19 protein-coding genes are annotated in these 17607 nt (G+C 66.1%); 8 read left to right on the forward strand and 11 right to left on the reverse strand.

What is annotated here, in order from left to right; all coding sequences use genetic code 11:
- Window position 1: 1 nt before the first annotated feature.
- From GFS60_RS22665 to GFS60_RS22680, 4 genes are all read right to left on the reverse strand, one after another.
- Window positions 2–1321: a DUF2252 domain-containing protein gene (locus tag GFS60_RS22665; RefSeq protein ID WP_159924784.1), complete on the reverse strand. Its 1320-nt coding sequence runs from the start codon at window positions 1319–1321 to the stop codon at window positions 2–4.
- A gap of 110 nt (window positions 1322–1431) precedes the next feature.
- Window positions 1432–2625, reverse strand: a complete 1194-nt coding sequence (galK, locus tag GFS60_RS22670; RefSeq protein WP_159924786.1) for a galactokinase — start codon at window positions 2623–2625, stop codon at window positions 1432–1434.
- Window positions 2622–3788 (reverse strand): galactose-1-phosphate uridylyltransferase, encoded by a 1167-nt coding sequence (galT, locus tag GFS60_RS22675; RefSeq protein WP_159924788.1) that lies wholly within the window; start codon window positions 3786–3788, stop codon window positions 2622–2624. Before galT ends, galK begins: the two co-directional genes overlap by 4 nt.
- A 102-nt stretch (window positions 3789–3890) precedes the next feature.
- The gene (locus tag GFS60_RS22680) at window positions 3891–4433 is read right to left on the reverse strand and encodes a DinB family protein (protein ID WP_159924790.1); all 543 of its coding nucleotides are present in this window, start codon (window positions 4431–4433) and stop codon (window positions 3891–3893) included.
- A gap of 760 nt (window positions 4434–5193) precedes the next feature.
- Between GFS60_RS22680 and GFS60_RS22685 the strand changes: the two genes are divergently transcribed.
- Window positions 5194–5454, forward strand: a complete 261-nt coding sequence (locus tag GFS60_RS22685; protein WP_109332813.1) for a hypothetical protein — start codon at window positions 5194–5196, stop codon at window positions 5452–5454.
- Between the two features lie 6 nt (window positions 5455–5460).
- Here GFS60_RS22685 and GFS60_RS22690 read toward each other — a convergent pair whose 3' ends face one another.
- Window positions 5461–6027, reverse strand: a complete 567-nt coding sequence (locus GFS60_RS22690; protein ID WP_159924792.1) for a hypothetical protein — start codon at window positions 6025–6027, stop codon at window positions 5461–5463.
- A gap of 347 nt (window positions 6028–6374) precedes the next feature.
- Here GFS60_RS22690 and dnaK point away from each other — a divergent pair, with 347 nt between their 5' ends.
- Genes dnaK through GFS60_RS22710 form a run of 4 tightly spaced genes read left to right on the forward strand, consistent with a single transcriptional unit; the run spans window position 6375 to window position 10468 of the window.
- A complete protein-coding gene (gene dnaK / locus GFS60_RS22695; protein ID WP_109332799.1) occupies window positions 6375–8219 on the forward strand; it encodes a molecular chaperone DnaK in 1845 nt (614 codons plus the stop codon).
- On the forward strand, window positions 8216–8866 hold the full coding sequence (gene grpE / locus GFS60_RS22700) for a nucleotide exchange factor GrpE (RefSeq protein ID WP_109332798.1): 651 nt from the start codon (window positions 8216–8218) through the stop codon (window positions 8864–8866). Before dnaK ends, grpE begins: the two co-directional genes overlap by 4 nt.
- Before the next feature lie 22 nt (window positions 8867–8888).
- Window positions 8889–10061, forward strand: a complete 1173-nt coding sequence (gene dnaJ, locus GFS60_RS22705; protein ID WP_109332797.1) for a molecular chaperone DnaJ — start codon at window positions 8889–8891, stop codon at window positions 10059–10061.
- A complete protein-coding gene (locus GFS60_RS22710; RefSeq protein WP_109332794.1) occupies window positions 10061–10468 on the forward strand; it encodes a heat shock protein transcriptional repressor HspR in 408 nt (135 codons plus the stop codon). Before dnaJ ends, GFS60_RS22710 begins: the two co-directional genes overlap by 1 nt.
- A 31-nt stretch (window positions 10469–10499) precedes the next feature.
- Here the strand turns inward: GFS60_RS22710 and GFS60_RS38665 are convergent, their stop codons facing one another.
- Complete coding sequence (locus tag GFS60_RS38665; RefSeq protein WP_201453425.1) at window positions 10500–10646, reverse strand: hypothetical protein; 147 nt, start codon at window positions 10644–10646, stop codon at window positions 10500–10502.
- A gap of 57 nt (window positions 10647–10703) precedes the next feature.
- The gene (locus GFS60_RS22715) at window positions 10704–11180 is read right to left on the reverse strand and encodes a hypothetical protein (protein WP_159924794.1); all 477 of its coding nucleotides are present in this window, start codon (window positions 11178–11180) and stop codon (window positions 10704–10706) included.
- 262 nt (window positions 11181–11442) lie between these two features.
- Between GFS60_RS22715 and GFS60_RS22720 the strand changes: the two genes are divergently transcribed.
- The 3 genes from GFS60_RS22720 (at window position 11443) to GFS60_RS22730 (ending at window position 13836) form a co-directional block, all read left to right on the forward strand.
- The gene (locus GFS60_RS22720) at window positions 11443–12069 is read left to right on the forward strand and encodes a response regulator (protein ID WP_201453640.1); all 627 of its coding nucleotides are present in this window, start codon (window positions 11443–11445) and stop codon (window positions 12067–12069) included.
- A gap of 1 nt (window position 12070) precedes the next feature.
- Window positions 12071–13258: a sensor histidine kinase gene (locus GFS60_RS22725; RefSeq protein WP_159924798.1), complete on the forward strand. Its 1188-nt coding sequence runs from the start codon at window positions 12071–12073 to the stop codon at window positions 13256–13258.
- A gap of 101 nt (window positions 13259–13359) precedes the next feature.
- Window positions 13360–13836, forward strand: coding sequence for a DUF4383 domain-containing protein (locus GFS60_RS22730; protein WP_159924800.1), 477 nt, complete (start codon window positions 13360–13362; stop codon window positions 13834–13836).
- Here the strand turns inward: GFS60_RS22730 and GFS60_RS22735 are convergent, their stop codons facing one another.
- The 4 genes from GFS60_RS22735 to GFS60_RS22750 all read right to left on the reverse strand — a co-directional run bounded on the left by GFS60_RS22735 (window position 13837) and on the right by GFS60_RS22750 (window position 17603).
- Complete coding sequence (locus GFS60_RS22735; protein ID WP_109332788.1) at window positions 13837–14400, reverse strand: type 1 glutamine amidotransferase domain-containing protein; 564 nt, start codon at window positions 14398–14400, stop codon at window positions 13837–13839.
- Window positions 14401–14423: 23 nt separating this feature from the next.
- The gene (locus GFS60_RS22740) at window positions 14424–15917 is read right to left on the reverse strand and encodes an FAD-dependent oxidoreductase (protein ID WP_159924802.1); all 1494 of its coding nucleotides are present in this window, start codon (window positions 15915–15917) and stop codon (window positions 14424–14426) included.
- A gap of 100 nt (window positions 15918–16017) precedes the next feature.
- Complete coding sequence (locus GFS60_RS22745) at window positions 16018–17199, reverse strand: zinc-dependent alcohol dehydrogenase (protein ID WP_159924804.1); 1182 nt, start codon at window positions 17197–17199, stop codon at window positions 16018–16020.
- Window positions 17196–17603 (reverse strand): ChaB family protein, encoded by a 408-nt coding sequence (locus tag GFS60_RS22750; RefSeq protein WP_159924806.1) that lies wholly within the window; start codon window positions 17601–17603, stop codon window positions 17196–17198. Before GFS60_RS22750 ends, GFS60_RS22745 begins: the two co-directional genes overlap by 4 nt.
- Between the last annotated feature and the right edge of the window lie 4 nt (window positions 17604–17607).

Below are 17607 nucleotides of genomic sequence, written 5' to 3' on the forward strand. Positions count from 1 at the left end.
GTCAGGTTGCCGAGACGCCCGCGATTTCGCCTTCCCGGAATGCCTCCACGAACAGCTGGTGATCCCTGCGGCTCACCTCCGCATACGCGAGGCCGAAGTCGATGATCTCCTCGACGAACTGGTCGAGCCGACCCTCGATCACACCATGGATGGCGTCCTCGGTCTGAAATGTGACCAGGGTCTGATCACTGTCCTCGTCGGAGACGCAGTGAACCTTCGCGGTCGCCCTGCCGAGGTCTTCGAGCACGGGGGCGATCTCCTCCGGTTCGGTGAGGTCGGACCAGTCGAGGTCCAGTTCGTACGGCGACAGTTCGGCGACCACGAATCCGGTGTCCCCGATCTCGGTGTAGCCGAGCAGGGGATCGGTGTGGACCTGCAGGGCGCGCTGGCTCACCACGGTGCGGTGACCCTCGTGCTCGAAGTAATTACGGACGGCCGGCTCGTCGACGATGCGGCTCGGGGCCGCGACATTGCCCTGCTTGATGGACAGCACGATGTCGTTCTCCAGTGCCTGGGTGGCCCCTTCGATGAGCACGTTGTACGCCGGCAGGCCGGCGCTGCCGATCCCGAAACCCTTGCGCCCCACCACATCCTTGATGCGATAGAAAACCGGTCGCTCCGACCTCTTGTTGGGGGGCACTCGTTCGATGTAGGCGTCCAGCGACTCGCACACGGTGTCGCGTTCGTTCTCGTCCAGTTCCCGGACCCCGCGACCGCGGCGGAAGTGCCGGTCGTAATCGTCGAGCACCGTGACGGAGTCGAGGAGGCTGACACGGGTGGCGAGGCGGGCCTGCAGGAGAAGGTCGTGGATGCTGCCGCGGGAGTTGTCCAGCCGCAGCGCGTACGCGTCATCCGCCTCCTGCTGTACGTAATGCATGACCTGTTCGACGTACGTACGCAGATAGGTCTCTGCCAGTGCCCGGACATCACTTTCGGGCAAAGCCTTCTGCCAGCCCATCAGCGCGAGGCTCGCCACGAAGCGCCGAAGGTCCCAGCTGAAGTGCCCGACGTAGGCCTCGTCGAAGTCGTTGACGTCGAAGACCAGGGTGCCCTCGGAGTTCATGTATGTTCCGAAGTTCTCCAGGTGCAGGTCGCCGTGTATCCACACCCTGCTGGTGCGCTCATCTGCCCAGGGGTCGTCGAAGTCCCGGATGTCGTTGTAGAACAGGCAGGCACTGCCCCGGTAGAAGGCGAACGGGTTGGCCGCCATCTTCCGGAACTTGGTACGGAAGGCGCTCGGGTCTGCCTCCATGAGATCGGCGAACGCCTCGACGAGGGCGCCGACGATCTGCTTCTGCCTGGTCGAATCGGCATCGTTCACAATGCCCTCCTTGTCGCGAGTCCGATACCCGCACGTGGGCGTCACCGGACTACCCACGTTAGCGACACTGCTCGTACCACCGCTGGCGAAAGGACTCGCACGATCCCATCTCAGAGTCGGCGCGCCGCGGACGACGGCGTGGCGGACAGGAACTGCGGGGTGGGCAACGCCGCGGATGCGGCCCTTTGGAGTACGCGTGCGACCACGTCTTCGACCCGGTCGAGCGGAACGAGGGCGATGGCCGAGCCGCCGAAACCGCCCCCCGTCATTCGCGCTCCCCACGCTCCGGCGTCGAGGGCTGCCTCGACGGCGCAGTCCAGTTCGACGGAGCTGACCTCGTAGTCGTCCCGCAACGAACGATGGGAACGGGTCAGGACGTCCCCGATGTCGGCGATGCGGTTCTGCGCCAGCAGATCGGTCACCTCGACGACGCGCCGAATTTCGGCGAGAACGTGCCGCACCCGCGGCACCGACTGCGGCAACGTCAGCGCGGCGAGTGCGCCTTCCACGTCGCGAATGTCTCGCAAAGTGTCCACACCCAGGTTCGCGCATGCCCGCTCGATCGTCGCCCGCCGCGCGCCGTACTGCCCGTCGGCCAGTCTGTGCGGAGCATTGGTATCCATCACCAGGAGTTGGGCGCCCGCCGACGCGAAGTCGAGGGGAACGAGGCGGCTGTCGCCGCTGCGGCAATCCAGAAGCAGGGCGTGCCCGGGGCGGGCGAGCATCGCGACCGACTGATCCATTCCCCCGGTCGCCGCCCCGACGATCTCGTTCTCCGCGCGGGTGCACGCGTCGATCAGCGTCCGGCGTCCGTCCGTGTTGGTGGGCAGCCCGACCGAGTCGGCGACGGCGAGCGCGAACGCGCATTCCAGCGCCGCCGAACTCGACAGGCCCGAACCGACGGGAACCGTGGAGTGCACCGCGACGTCGAAGCCTGTTCCTGCCGGCGCGATGCCCGAATCTCGCAACGCCCACAGCACACCCGCCAGGTAGGCGGCCCACCCGGACGGACGTCCCGGCGCCACCTCGGACACTGCACCCTGCCACCCGTCGGTCGTGTGGGTGGAGACGCAGCGCATCCGGTCGTCCTTCCGGATGCGGGCGGCCACCACAGTGACGTAGGGGAGTGCGAACGGAAGTACGAGCCCGCCCGCGTAGTCGACGTGCTCGCCGATGAGATTGACACGTCCGGGCGCGGCCCACACGCCGTCAGCGGCTCCACCGAAGGTGGTGCGGAACAAGGCTTCCGCGCCCGCAGCGACGGTGTAGGCGTCGGCGGGTTCCACCCCAGTGGGGGCCGTCACGAGGCAACCTCGCGCAGGCGGTCGGCGATGCGTTCCGGGGTGGTGTCATTGATCCAGGCGCCCATGCTCGACTCGGAACCCGCCAGGTACTTCATCCGGCCCGGCGACCGCATCATCGAGTACAGCTGGAGGTACAGGCGCCCGAAAGGGCGATCGTCGCCCACCGGCGCCTGATGCCATGCGGCGATGTAGGGGACGGCGTCGACGCCGTCGAAGAAGCGGTCGACCCGTCGCAGCAGTTCGAGGTAGACGAGCGCGAGTTCGTCACGTTGGGCGTCGTCGAGTTCGGCGAGGTCTCGGACGTCGCTGTGTGGCGCGAGGTGCACTTCGAGCGGCCACCGGGAGGCGGCGGGCACATAGGCAGTCCAATGTTCGGCGGCAAGGACGATCCGCCGGCCCGCGCGTTTTTCCGCCTCGAGCACGTCTGACAGCAACAGCTTGCCCGTCCGCTCGACGTGTGCGCGCGACCGCTGTATCAGGGTGGCGGTGCGCGCCGGCAGGAACGGGTAGGCGTAGATCTGCCCATGAGGGTGGGTCAGCGTCACCCCGATCTCCCTACCGCGGTTCTCGAAGCAGAACACCTGGCGGATCCCGGGCAGCGCAGACAGTTCGGCGGTGCGGTCGGCCCAGACGTCGATCACGGTGCGGACCCGGCCGGGGTCCAAGGACGAGAACCGCGCGTCGGGGTCGCTGCTGAAGCAGACCACCTCGCATCGGCCCGACGCCGGGGCCAGCGGCCACAGTGGTTCGTCATCGACGCGCCCGGGAAGGTGCTGTTCCTCTGCGACGGTCGCCAAGGCAGGAAAGCGGTTCTCGAAGACGACGACGTCGTAGTCGTCGGCGGGTATTTCGGTGGGCGGCCTACCCGGCCGGCTCGGGGCGAGGGGTGACGCGTCGGCAGGTGGGAGGAACGTGCGATCCATTCGCTGCGCCGCGATGACAACCCATTCACCCGTGAGGACGTCGAAACGCATCTGCGACTGCGAGACGATGGCTGGCAGAGGCCTGGAATCGACCGGTTCACGGGTGGCCGCACCGGAGACGTACGGCTCCGAGTCGTCGAAGTAGATGAGCTCGCGCCCGTCCGCCAGCCTCGTCCGGGTTTTACGTACCCTGCTCCCGGCAGGCGCTCGCAGCGCGCTTTCCCCGTCACGCACCGCCATCGAGCAATCCTTCCCTCCAACGACCGAGTGCCCCGAACGCGCTGCTTCGAGGGCATCTCCTCACGGTATCCCGGCGTCGAGGGACGGTGATGCGTCGACCTCTCAGAACTCCATACCGGCGTCGGTGCCCATCGTCTTCGTCGTGTTGGCACCGTCGAGGGATTCGCGAATGATGTCGGCGTGACCGGAGTGGTGGCCGGTCTCCCGAATGATGTGGAGCAGGGTCCGGCGGATTGTCCAATACTGCCGCTCGGGTGCCCACGGCGCGGTGGGGAGCGGGATGAGCACGTCCAGGTCGCTCAGGCCCGCCAGCGCGGTCTCTGTCGCGCGGGCCACCTCGGCATAATCGGCCAGAAGCCCCTCGAGGGTTTCGTCCTCTCGCATGTAGTACAGCTCCATCGCCGATTCCATGTCGAACTCCGCGTTCTCGTCAGGTTCGAGAATGGTTTCGACCCAGTGCTTTTCGGTGTGGGACACGTGCTTGATCAGCCCGCCGAGTGTCAGGTCGCTGACGGTGGAGCGCTGACGTGCCTGTGCGTCGTCGATGCCGCGGACGGTGATGAGTAACGTGTCTCGCTGCTCCTGCAGGATCTGCAGGATGTCCGCGCGTTCGCCGGTGATCGAGGGCTTCTCCGAAGTGGTCATGAAAAGAACGATAGGCGGTATTGCGGTCAGAAACGGTCCTTGTTAGGCAGGGCAATCTCGGGGTGTTTCTCGGGGTCGAAGTTGGGTGCCTTCCTGGATGTGCCGACACCGGCTGCAGCGCAGGATTTCAACCATGAAACTTCTGCCGACATCGGAGCCGCGGCCACTGCGTAGTCGTGGGGCCGGTGCGTTGGGGGTGAGGCGATCGCCCGTGTCGCGGCAACACCGTGGTACCGACGACATCTGCTGGGGGACAGGATGTCCGGTGATCTTCGTCCCACCGAAGGCGGCCGGTTCCTCGGTGAGTTCGACCCGTTCGGCAGTGAGGCGAAGCCGGGCGTCGAGGTTCACGGTGGCACATAGTCCCCGTAACGGAAAAGAAGTTCGCCGACAACTGTTTTTCCGTCAGAAATCGGGTATCCCCTCGGTGACGCGCCACTTCGACATCACCAACTCGAGTCGGGCCAACGAACGGTCGATGGACTTGGGACGAGTCGACAAAGTTGTGGAGCCGGTCTCCACCGAGGTGTGGGAAGTGCGCCATATGAACGGTCACGTACACGGCTTTCACGCTTCCGGTGTGCAGTATCCGGGGTGGGGCACCGAGGAGCCCGCGCACAGGCCGCCCCCACAGATCCGGTGCGCGTCGCCCCCTACCTGTCTCGTCCTGCTGTGAAGCCGCGTCTTCTTCGATCTGCCCGCGCTGCCCGGTTCACCCCGCTCGGTTACCTCACTCGGTCATCTCTGAAAGGTCCCAATTATGTTCCGTACCACGCTTACTGCCCTGGCGGCCGCGGCACTCTTCTTCGGCGCCGCATCGGTCACACAGGTGGCGGCAGCCACTCCGGCGTGCAACTCCTCCTATGAGGGAACCAGCAATGACGAGTACGACCCGGATCCGGACTTCACCGGGACGACCAACGACGAGTACGACCCCGATCCCGAGTACTCCGGCACGTCGAACAAGGAATACGACCCCGATCCCGAGTTCGCGGGCAGCACGGATTCGTGCCAGGCCTGAGCCGGATCAGCGGCGTCGGTGCAACCAGGCGGACACGCCGGGCGCGAACAGGGCGAGGACGCCGACGGCGACCAGTGCGCTGTAGGCCAGCGGCGCCCACTGCAACACCCCGGCCGTGGCGTCGCCGGCGTCCGACAGAAGGGTCCAGAAACCGACGCCACCGGCCGCGCTGAGGAGGCCGATCACCACCAGCGTGACGAGGCCCGCCATTTTTCGGGCCCGGAGAAGCTGGATCCCGAGGAGTGCCAGGAGAATCAGCACGACCGCGATGGCGCCGCTGGCAATCAGCGTGAAGTTCACCGTGTCGGTGATGTCCTGTGCGGAGTCGGCGGGATTCTCCGCGGCCACCGAGGCCTCGAGTGCATCACGCACGGCGCGAAGGTCCAGAGCCACGGCGCCCGCGATGCCGGCGAGAACGACGAACGAACCTACCCACGCGGTCAGTGAGACCGTCACTGCCTTCGGTGTGGAGTCGGTCGGCGCGGTGCGCAGGGGCGTAACCGCGAACTCCGGACGGGGCGGGACGGGCCGCGGCGGGGCCGGGCGCCGTGGCGGTTGTTCGGGTGTCGTCACGGTGGGAATCCTATCGAGATGTCGCGAGCGACCGTGCCGACTCGCTCAGTGGTTCGGCCGGACACACCCACCGCCGGGTGAATGTACCTTTCGACGCCTCAGATGCGCCGAAAGGTACATTCACCGTCTCGACGACCTGGAAGTTGTCCGCAGCGACTGGGAACAAATCCGGAGTACGGCCCGTTGAGCCTTCTGACAACCTTGAGTGCCCTGGACTCAAGTTCGAATTGACTCCCGACGCGGTTCGGGTGCAAACTTGAGCCGAGGGCGCTCACCAAGCGCCAACATCGCAGTTCGGTACGAAAAAACTCTGCCCCCGGAACTGCAAAACGAAAGTGAGGAACACTATGGCTCGTGCGGTCGGTATCGACCTCGGTACAACGAACTCGGTCGTGTCTGTGCTGGAAGGCGGCGAGCCCGTAGTGGTCGCCAACGCCGAAGGCTCTCGCACCACCCCGTCGATCGTCGCCTTCGCCAAGAACGGTGAGGTGCTGGTCGGCCAGCCCGCCAAGAACCAGGCGGTCACCAACGTCGACCGCACCATCCGCTCCGTCAAGCGCCACATCGGCACCGACTGGAACGTGGAAATCGACGGCAAGAAGTACACCCCGCAGGAAATCAGCGCGCGCACGCTCATGAAGCTCAAGCGTGACGCCGAGGCATACCTCGGTGAAGACATCACGGACGCCGTGATCACCGTCCCCGCCTACTTCGAGGACGCCCAGCGTCAGGCCACGAAGGAAGCCGGCCAGATCGCCGGCCTGAACGTGCTGCGCATCGTCAACGAGCCCACCGCTGCGGCACTCGCCTACGGCCTGGACAAGGGCGACAAGGAACAGACCATCCTGGTGTTCGACCTCGGTGGCGGCACCTTCGACGTCTCACTGCTCGAGATCGGTGACGGCGTCGTCGAGGTCCGCGCCACCTCCGGTGACAACCACCTCGGTGGTGACGACTGGGATCAGCGCATCGTCGACTGGCTCGTGGAGAAGTTCAAGAGTCAGAACGGCATCGACCTGACCAAGGACAAGATGGCGCTGCAGCGCCTGCGTGAGGCGGCGGAGAAGGCGAAGATCGAGCTGAGCTCCTCGCAGAGCACCTCGATCAACCTGCCCTACATCACCGTCGACGCGGACAAGAACCCGCTGTTCCTCGACGAGCAGCTCTCGCGCAGCGAATTCCAGAAGATCACCTCTGATCTGCTCGACCGCACTCGCGCCCCGTTCCAGGCAGTCATCAAGGACAGCGGTATCGCGGTCAAGGACATCGACCACGTCGTGCTCGTCGGTGGTTCCACCCGCATGCCCGCCGTCTCCGACCTGGTGCGGGAGCTCACCGGCGGCCGCGAGCCCAACAAGGGCGTGAACCCGGACGAGGTCGTCGCGGTGGGCGCTGCCCTGCAGGCCGGTGTCCTCAAGGGCGAGGTCAAGGACGTGCTACTCCTCGACGTCACGCCGCTCTCCCTCGGTATCGAGACCAAGGGTGGGGTGATGACCAAGCTCATCGAGCGCAACACCACCATCCCGACCAAGCGGTCCGAGACCTTCACCACGGCCGACGACAATCAGCCGTCGGTGCAGATCCAGGTGTTCCAGGGCGAGCGCGAGATCGCCTCGCACAACAAGCTCCTCGGTTCCTTCGAGCTCACCGAACTGCCGCCCGCCCCGCGGGGCGTGCCGCAGATCGAGGTCACCTTCGACATCGATGCCAACGGCATCGTGCACGTGACGGCGAAGGACAAGGGCACCGGCAAGGAAAACACGATCAAGATCCAGGACGGCTCCGGTCTGTCCAAGGAAGAGATCGACCGCATGATCAAGGACGCCGAAGCGCACGCCGAGGAAGACAAGGCGCGTCGCGAGGAGGCCGAGGTTCGCAACCAGGCCGAGTCGCTGGTGCACCAGACCGAGAAGTTCATCAAGGACAACGAGGACAAGGTGTCCGGGGACGTCAAGGAGAAGGTCGAGGCTGCCATCAAGGAAGCCAACGACGCCCTGGCCGGCACGGACATCGCAGCGGTCAAGTCCGCGGTGGAGAAGCTGGCCACGGAGTCGCAGGCCCTGGGCCAGGCGATCTACGAGGCGAGCGCTGCTGAAGAGGCGGCGAACACCGACGGCGCCGGCAGCAACGGCTCCGATGACGTGGTCGACGCCGAGGTCGTGGACGAGCCTTCCGACGCGGAGAAGAAGTGACGTCCGACAACACCGAGCAGGAACCGGTCACTTTCGTGGACAAGCGGAAGATCGACCCCGAGACCGGTCAGGTGCGGGAAGCGGAACCGGTGACGGAGTCCCTCGCGGGCGCCGCCGCCGCTCCGCAGCCCGGCTCGGTGGATGAAGGGGAAGTGCAGGAGCAGGCTGCTGCGCCCGAGCGGGACGAGCTGGCCGAGCGCACCGCCGACCTGCAGCGACTGCAGGCCGAGTACGCGAACTACCGTCGCCGCGTCCAGCGTGACAAGCAGGTCGACATCGAGTCGGCCAAGGCGTCGGTGGTCGGTGAACTCATCGGTGTGCTCGACGATCTCGATCGGGCACGCAGCCACGGCGACCTCGACTCGGGGCCGCTCAAGGCTGTGGCAGACAAGCTCACCGGCGCGCTCACCTCTCTGGGTCTGAGCGAGTTCGGCGCGGAGGGCGATCCGTTCGACCCGTCGCTGCACGAGGCAGTGCAGCACGAGGGAGACGGTCACGACCCCGTGCTGGGCACTGTGATGCGAAAGGGCTACAAATTCGGTGACCGCGTCCTGCGGCATGCGATGGTAGCTGTGATCGATCGCGTCGAAGGCGGAGAGAACACCTCCGACGAGGCTGCACAGCCCGCCGAGTCGGAACAAGAATAAGAGCGAGAGGAGGAGACGCCCAGTGAGCCAACGGGAGTGGATCGAGAAGGACTTCTACAAGGAGCTGGGCGTCTCGTCCGACGCGTCCGCGGACGAGATCAAGAAGGCGTATCGCAAGCTCGCCCGCGACCTCCACCCGGATGCGAACCCCGGCGACACCAAAGCGGAGGAGCGGTTCAAGTCCGTCAGTGAGGCGCACGCCGTTCTGTCGGATCCCGCCAAACGCAAGGAGTACGACGAAGCCCGGCGCCTGTTCGCCAGCGGCGGTTTCGGCCGGGGTGGATTCAGCCCCGGCGCCGGGGGTGGCTTCAGCCAGGGCGGTTTCGACATCAACGACCTGTTCGGCGGTGGCGGCGCCGCGGCCGACGGACTCGGTGACCTCTTCGGAGGACTGTTCAACCGCGGTGCCGGCGGCGGCGCCACCCGCACGTCCAGTCGTCCGCGTCGTGGAAGCGACGTGGAGACCGAGACAACGCTCGAATTCCGCGAGGCCACTCTCGGCGTCACGGTTCCGCTGCGCCTCACCAGCCCATCGCCGTGCACCACGTGCCACGGCAGCGGAGCCAAGCCGGGAACCAGCCCGCGGGTATGCCCCCGCTGCAACGGAACCGGAATCGTCAGCCGCAACCAGGGCGCCTTCGGTTTCAGCGAACCGTGTGACGACTGCCGCGGTACCGGCTCCATCATCGATTCTCCGTGCGAGGTGTGCCACGGCAACGGGGTGACCAACCGCACCCGCACCATCACGGTCCGCGTTCCGGCCGGTGTCAGTGACGGCCAGAAGATCCGGCTGGCCGGGCAAGGGGAGGCGGGCCTGCGCGGTGCGCCGTCGGGTGATCTCTTCGTCACCGTGCGGGTGCGACCCGACAAGGTGTTCGGCCGCAACGGCGACGACCTCACCGTAGTGGTGCCGGTCAGCTACGGTGAACTCGTGCTCGGTACGACCGTCTCCGTCCCCACCTTGGAGGGGCGTGTCGGCGTGAAGATTCCGGCGGGAACAGCGGACGGACGCATCCTCCGCGTTCGCGGCAGAGGCGTCCCCAAGCGTGGCGGCGGGGCAGGTGACTTGCTGGTCACCGTCAAGATTGCGGTACCGCAGAAACTGGACGACCCCGCTGTCGACGCATTGAAAACCTATCTGGAAGCCGAAAAGGCCAGTGGGTTCGACCCCAGGGCCGGGTGGGCAGGTGCGTGATGACCGATACAACTCAGGAACCACACGACGCGTCCGTTGACCCCGATGCCCAGATCTTCGTGATCTCGGTAGCGGCGGAGCTTGCGGGGATGCACGCCCAGACGTTGCGTAACTACGACCGTCTGGGCCTCGTCACCCCGCACCGCACCCAGGGTGGCGGCCGACGCTATTCGCCGCGCGACGTCGCACTGCTCCGCGAGGTCCAGCGGCTCTCCCAGGACGAGGGTGTCAACCTCGCCGGTATCAAGCGCATCATCGAACTCACCAATCAGGTGGAAGCGCTGCAACACCGGGTGCGGGAGCTGGCCGAGGAACTCGCTCAGGTACACGCCGGCTACCGGCGTGACCTCGTTCCCATCCCCCGCAGCAACGCACTCGTCGTCTGGAAGCCGAGACATAAACGCTGACCCAGCGGTGACACAAGCGCTGACCCAGCGGTTATCGGTCTCGGCTGCCCCAGCGGGACACGCGGCGAGTGCGTGTGCGCGGAATGTCCATCTCCTCGAGACGTGCCTTGATCTCCTCGGTGGTCCACATCGTTCGGGAGACTGTCGGGGTGGGGGTGTTGTCGGCGTGCATGATCATGGTCTCTGGCTTTCGTCGAAAGTTCGGTGGTCGATAGGGATCGGTAGTCGGTCGGGATCAGGGATGGCCGTACAGGTGGTAGCCGACGTTCATGTTCGGGTAGCCGGAGTCGATCCAGCTGCTGATGCCGTAGGTGTGGCCGAAGTCGGCGTCCACACGAGTGCCGTCCACGTCGGTGGTGTTGCTGTAGTTGTCGGCGCTGAACACGGCCTGAGCACCACCGGGTAGCGAGTAGGTGGCGTCCACCTCGACGCCGTTCGGATCGTTGGAGAATGCCTTCACGATCTGGCTGCTGTGCGGGGCGAGGTAGTCCGACGGCGCTTGGATCCACTGCCCGTAGGGGTTCGACGAACCCGCGAGGACCATCGGCAGGTCGGTGTCGTTGCTGATCGTCATCGCGATCGTCGGGCCCGACGTCGGCATCGTTCCGGCGGTGGCGACACCGCTTGCGGCCACGGCGAGACCGGCGACGGTCAGTACCGTAGCGGGCAGGGCGAAAAACAGGGCTACGCGGCGGCGGGTGGGGGTACGCATGGTGGCTTCTCCTGTGCTTGGTGGAAAGAGTCTGTGGGGGAGTGGAACTCGGTTTCCGTGTCCCGTTTCCGGTGTGCATCAACTATGTCGCGGATCAGGGCCGACGTCTGTCCACCGACAGGACGGAGAGCGGGATGAACTCGAGGTCCACCGATCGGGGGACACCTTCGCCGCGAAGTGCTCCGCGCGGGCCTCGTCTCGTGAGAAAGTGAGCAATGGGCTTCGCCGGAGTCACATCGCATCGAGCCGCGCCGTGAGCATCGTGCGTGTCGTGGTGGGCGACGACCATCCGATCTTCCGGGACGGAGTGGTCCGGGCGCTCGTCGCGAGCGAGGACATCGAGGTGGTCGGGGAGGCCGACGACGGTGCCGCGGCCCTCGCACTCATCCGCGACCTGGTGCCGGATGTGGCGCTGCTCGATTACCGCATGCCCGAACTCGACGGTGCGCAGGTGGCGGCGGCGGTGCGCAATGCCGAACTGACCACGCGAGTGCTTCTGCTGTCGGCCCATGACGAGTCGGCGATCGTGTATCACGCGCTGCAGGAGGGGGCCGCGGGATTCCTGCCGAAGGAGTCGACCCGCGCCGAGATCGTCCGGGCCGTCCGCGAGTGCGCTCAGGGCCGCGACGTGCTGCCGGCGTCCCTGGCCGTGGGACTGGCAGGCGAAGTTCGTCGCCGCAGTGAACCGGCCGGGCCCACACTCAGTGGCCGCGAGCGGGAGGTGCTGGCGTTGATCGCCCAGGGGCAGAGCATCCCCACGATTGCCCGCGAGCTGTATCTCGCTCCGTCGACGGTGAAGACGCACGTACAACGTCTGTACGACAAGCTGGGTGTGAGCGATCGGGCCGCCGCCGTCGCCGAGGCGATGCGACGCGGGCTGCTGGAGTGACGTGCCGGCTCCCTTCCAGCGGCGCGTAGTCCGGCGCTACACCACCGAAGCGGTTCGGGTGACGGCCGTGCTCCGGTTGCCGCTCATCGGGCTCATGGCATTGCTGGGCCCGGTGATCCACGTATCGCATTGGCAGCCGGACATTTTCACCGGTCTGCTCATCGTCTACGCACTCGTCGCCGTGATCTGGCTCGCCGTCGTGCTCATGAGGGAGGTCGGCCCTTGGGCGGGGTGGGCGTCCACCGCCGTCGACGTCGCCGCAGTGCTGGCCTTGTGTATCGCCTCGGGCGGTGCGACGTCGGTGTTGCTGCCGGTGTTCTTCCTGCTGCCGATCTCGGTGGCGTTCCAGTACCGGCCCCGCCTGACGGCGATAGTCGGACTCTGTACGGCCGTGGGTTATCAGGCCGTCTGGATCGTGTACTCCAAGCGCGACGATGCCGTCGGGTTCCCGGACGAGGTGTACCTGTATGTCGGCTTCCTGTTGTGGCTCGCGGCCGCGACCACTGCGCTGTCCTATGTCCTCGTCCGGCGTTCGGCCACCGTCATCTCACTGCTCGACGTCCGTAAACAGTTGGTCGCCGAATCGATGGATGCCGAACAACGTGAACGCAGGCAGCTGGCCGAGAATGTGCACGACGGCCCGTTGCAGAACGTTCTCGCCGCCCGCCTCGACGTCGAGGAGGCCCTGGAGAGGCATCCGGACGACAGGCTCACCGCTGCCGAGTCCGCGTTACGAGAGGCCGCCGGCCAACTGCGCTCCACGGTGACGACGCTGCATCCCCAGGTGCTCGCCCAACTCGGACTCACCGCGGCGTTGCGCGAACTGGCCGACGCGCATGCACGCCGCGGTGGCCTCGAGGTGCGGACGGCTCTCGACGAGGTGGGGCATCCGGCCGCGAAAGAACTGCTCTACCGGGTGGCCAGTGAACTTCTGGCGAACGTGGGCAGGCATGCTCAGGCCACGACCGTCGAGTTGCGGCTCACCCGCGAGCGCGGGCGGTTGGTCATGACTGTCGAGGACGACGGCGCCGGATTCGACCCCGCCGTCGTTCCGAAGCGGGTGGCGCAGGGCCACATCGGGCTGGCGTCACACATCGTCCGGGTAGAGAGTTTCGGCGGCTCGTTCGATCTGACCTCGGCGCCCGGGAGGGGAACGCGGGTGGTGGTCACTGTGCCCGACGCGAGCTGAGCGCCCAATCGGTTGATGGCATTCCACGCTGGGTAAACGGTGAGCATCCGATGTTCGCCCAAAAAGATGTCGCCTGAGATGTCGCCTAGAAAAGGAGTGCTATGAGTACACGTGATGCGTCTGTCACCCGTTCGCCGGTGCAGATCGCTGCCCTCGCCGTGGGTGCGGTGTTCTTGCTCGTCGGGATACTCGGGTTCATTCCGGGAATCACCACCGACTACGACGCCCTCAGCGGTGCGGGCCACCACTCGGAAGCGAAGCTGCTGGGGATCTTCCAGGTGTCGATCCTGCACAACGTCGTGCACCTGCTGTTCGGTGTGGCCGGCATCGTCCTGGCCCGGGCGGCACACACCGCACGCCTGTTCCTCATCGGCGGTGGCGTGATCTATCTCGTGCTGTGGATCTACGGGCTCCTCATCGATCAGGAAAGTTCCGCCAACTTCGTGCCGGTCAACACGGCCGACAACTGGCTGCACTTCGTGCTCGGGATCGGGATGATCGGACTGGGTGTGCTGACGGCACGGATGGGGGCCACGCCGGCAACCGACGCGACCCGTCCGCATTCGCCCATGGACTGATTACCGGTCGTGGCGACCCTCGGCGAACTCCTCGACGATCTTCGAACAGAAGGCGGGGAGGTCGTCGGGGTTGCGGCTCGACACCAATCCGTTGTCGACCACCACCTCTTCGTCGACGACATTGCCGCCCGCATTGCGAATATCTGTGCGCACGCTCGGATAGGACGTGAGTGTGCGGCCGCGGACCACATCGGCCTCGACCAGGGTCCAGGGTCCGTGGCAGATGACGCCGACAGGTCTGCCGGAGTTCACGAAGTCGCGGACGAAGCCGACTGCCGACTCGTCCTGGCGCAGGTGGTCGGGGTTGGTGGTGCCGCCGGGAAGGATCAACGCGTCGAAGTCCTCCACGGACACATCACCGACAACGGCGTCGACCTCGTAGGTTCCGGCCTCGTTGACGTCCGACTTCATGGCCTGAATACGGCCGGGGGACAGCGAAATCAGACGTACTTCCGCGCCGGCGTCCTCGACTGCCCTGCGGGGTTCGACGAGCTCGACTTCTTCGACGCCGTCGGTGGCGAGGATGGCAACTTTCCGGCCGCGCAGTGTTTCAGCCGATGTCATGGCTACTCCCTTCGGTTCGATTTTCAGGTAACGCGACGTAGGTCGTGGATCGACGGCCCCTCCAGAACCTTGCCGTCGGAGGCGAACCGGGAACCGTGGAGGGGGCAGTCCCAGGTTTCTTCGGCGTCGTTCCACTTCAGCACCCCGCCCAGGTGGGGACACACCACGCAGACGCGCTCGGTGTGGCCGTCCTTCGTGTGCTCACCGACGGGGACCAGTCCTTCCCGGAATACACGGGCGGACGGTGCGGGGTCGTCTGCAGTGCGGCGACCGAGGAGCGCACCGCCCCATCCCGACGCGAGGTGGACGGCGACGGAGCCGTTGAGTTTGGCGGCGGCCGTCACGTCGAATACCTGGTGGGGCGACCAACTGTGGAACGCATCGGCCCAGCGGATGTGCCCCCCGAGGATGCGTGCGGACAGTACGAGAGCGGCGGAGACGGCGTTGGTCATGCCCCACTTGGCGAATCCGGTCGCGACGAGAATGCCCTCCTGTCCCGGTACGAGCGGGCCGACATAGGGCAGCTTGTCGAGTGACGAGTAGTCCTGGGCCGACCAGCGGTGGGTGAGGGTGGTGCCGGGGAAGTGCTGGGTCGTCCAACCGATCAGATCGTCGACGGCACCCTGAGCCGAGTCGGTGCGCCCGACTTCGTGACCGTTGCCGCCGACGAGCAGCTTCGTTCCGTCCGCAGCGGGGCGCAGCGAGCGTGTGGGCTGATCGGCGCTCAGATACATGGCGTCGGGTGCGCCGCCGGGGATGTCGAATGCCGCGGCATACGACCGCTCCGGCGAGAGCCGTGCGAAGAACCCGCCACGGTCCAGTATCGGTATACCCGTTGCCAGAACCACCCGGTCGGCTCGAATGTCGCCGTGGTCGGTGGTGAGAACGTGCGACTTCGGCACCGAGCGTGCGCCGGTCACCCGCCGACGTTCGAAGACGTTCCCGCCGTGCGAGAGGATGTCTCGCGCGAGTGCCTGCAGTACGGGCATCGGATCGATGTACGCCTGATCGTCCAGAGTCACCGCGCCGGCATTCGGCACCGGGATGTCGAGATCGCTGACGAGTCGCGCGGACAGTCCGGCGGCGCGGCACGCGGCGTACTGTGCCTGAACGGATTCGGTGCCCGAGGACGTCTGCGCGTAGGTGAAATCCGGTGCGATGCCGACGGGGATGTCGCGTTCGTGGCAGTAGCGGATCAACCACTGCTGGCCCTCGAGATTGCCTTCGACGTACGAGCGGAGTGTGTGCGTGGCATGCCGGCGCGCGATCTCGGCAAGCCGTGTGCCTTGCAGGATACTGACCTTGCCCGTGGTGTTTCCGGTGGTGACGGCCCCGAGAGTCCGGGCTTCCACGACGGCCACCCGCTGGCCGGAACGCGCGAGCAGCAACCCCGTGACGAGGCCGGTCAGGCCGCCGCCCACCACCACCGTGTCGTATCTTCCGCGCTCGTTCCAGGACTGCTCGGCGTCGACGGAAAGGCTGAACGGTTCGGCGCGGTCGAGCCACAGAGAGGTCATGGTGTGCGCTTTCCCTTCTGATCTGTCGTTGAAACGACGCACCTTCGGGTGCCGGGCGGCGCAGCACCCAAAGGGTTTTCGTGCAAAAATCCCGGACGGACTACGGCCGCAGCAGAATCTTCACTGCGCCGTCCTGCTTCTTCTGGAAGATGTCGTAGGCGTGCGGCGCCTGATCCAGCGGAAGCTCGTGAGTGGCGAAGGTGTCGACGCCCAGCGGGTCGTCGTCGGTGAGCAACGGAAGGATGTCCGGGACCCACCGCAGGACGTTCGCCTGCCCCATGCGGAGCTGAATCTGCTTGTCGAACAAACGGAGCATCGGCATGGGGTCCGCCATTCCGCCGTACACACCGCTCAGGGAGATCGTGCCACCCCGGCGGACGATGTCGATGGCCGAATACAGCGCGTGCAACCGGTCCACTCCGGCCGTCGTCATCAGCGGTCCCGCGATGGCGTCCGGCAAGAAGGACGTCATCTGATGGAGGAGCTTCGCACCCGGCGACCCGTGTGCTTCCATGCCCACCGCGTCGATGACGGAGTCGGGGCCGCGCCCATCGGTCATCTCGCGGATCACGTCGCCCAGATCGTCCTTGGCGTCGTTCAAGTCCACTGTCTCGATCTGCCGCGCCTGCGCACGGGCGAGGCGCTCGGGGACGAGATCGACCCCGATGACCCGAAAACCCTTGTGCGCGGCGATGCGTGCCGCCATGTCCCCGATCGGGCCGAGTCCCAGAACGACGACGGAACCGCCGTCGGGTACACCCGCGTATTCCACGGCCTGCCAGGCGGTCGGCAACACGTCGGACAGGTAGACGAACCGCGAATCCGGAGGTCCTTCGGGCACGGTGATGTGCGTGTTCGCCACGTGCGGCACCCGAAGGAACTGCGCCTGGCCGCCGGGGACGCTGCCGTACAACTTCGAGTACCCGAACAGGGCCGCACCGGACCCGTGCTCACGAATCTGGGTGACCTCGCACTGGGTGTACAACTTCTGATTGCACATGTAACAAGCGCCGCAAGAAATTTGGAACGGGATGACGACGCGGTCCCCGACCCGAACATCGGTGACTGCAGACCCCACCTCGCGGACGATGCCCATGGGCTCGTGACCGAGGATGTCGCCCTGCTTCATGAAGGCGCCCAGCACCTCGTAGAGATGGAGGTCGGACCCGCAGATGTTCGTGGTCGTGACTTCGATGATGGCGTCGGTGGGCTGTTCGATCACCGGATCAGGGACGGTGTCCACGCTGACCTTCCGCTTACCCTGCCAGGTCACCGCCCTCATCGCGCTCTCCGATTCGCCTTCTTGATGGCCTCCACGAGTTCGTCCTTCTTCATCGTCGATCGGCCGGAAACATCGAGCCTGCGGGCAATGTCCATGAGGTGGTCCTTGCTGGCGTTGGCGTCGACTCCCTCGGCGGTCTCTCCCGACGCGTTCGGGCCGCCGTTCTCGGCCCGCTTGTCCGAGGGGCCTTTCTCGTCCTTCGCTTCCCAGTGGTCTCCCACCTTCTCGAAGCTGTGCTTGAGTGCCGCGTAGGCGACGCGGTGGGCGCGCTCTTCGTCGTGGTACTCGTCCATCGCCGAGTCGTAGGCCTTCGTGAACGTGCGCTGGGCCTTGTCCGGTGACTTCTGCAGCGTCGAGGGAAGTTCGCTCTTCTTCGGCTTTCCGCTCTGGGTGGTCTTCGGCACGGGA

The sequence above is a fragment of the Rhodococcus sp. WAY2 genome (genome assembly GCF_009859915.1).
Taxonomy (GTDB): domain Bacteria; phylum Actinomycetota; class Actinomycetes; order Mycobacteriales; family Mycobacteriaceae; genus Rhodococcus_F; species Rhodococcus_F oxybenzonivorans.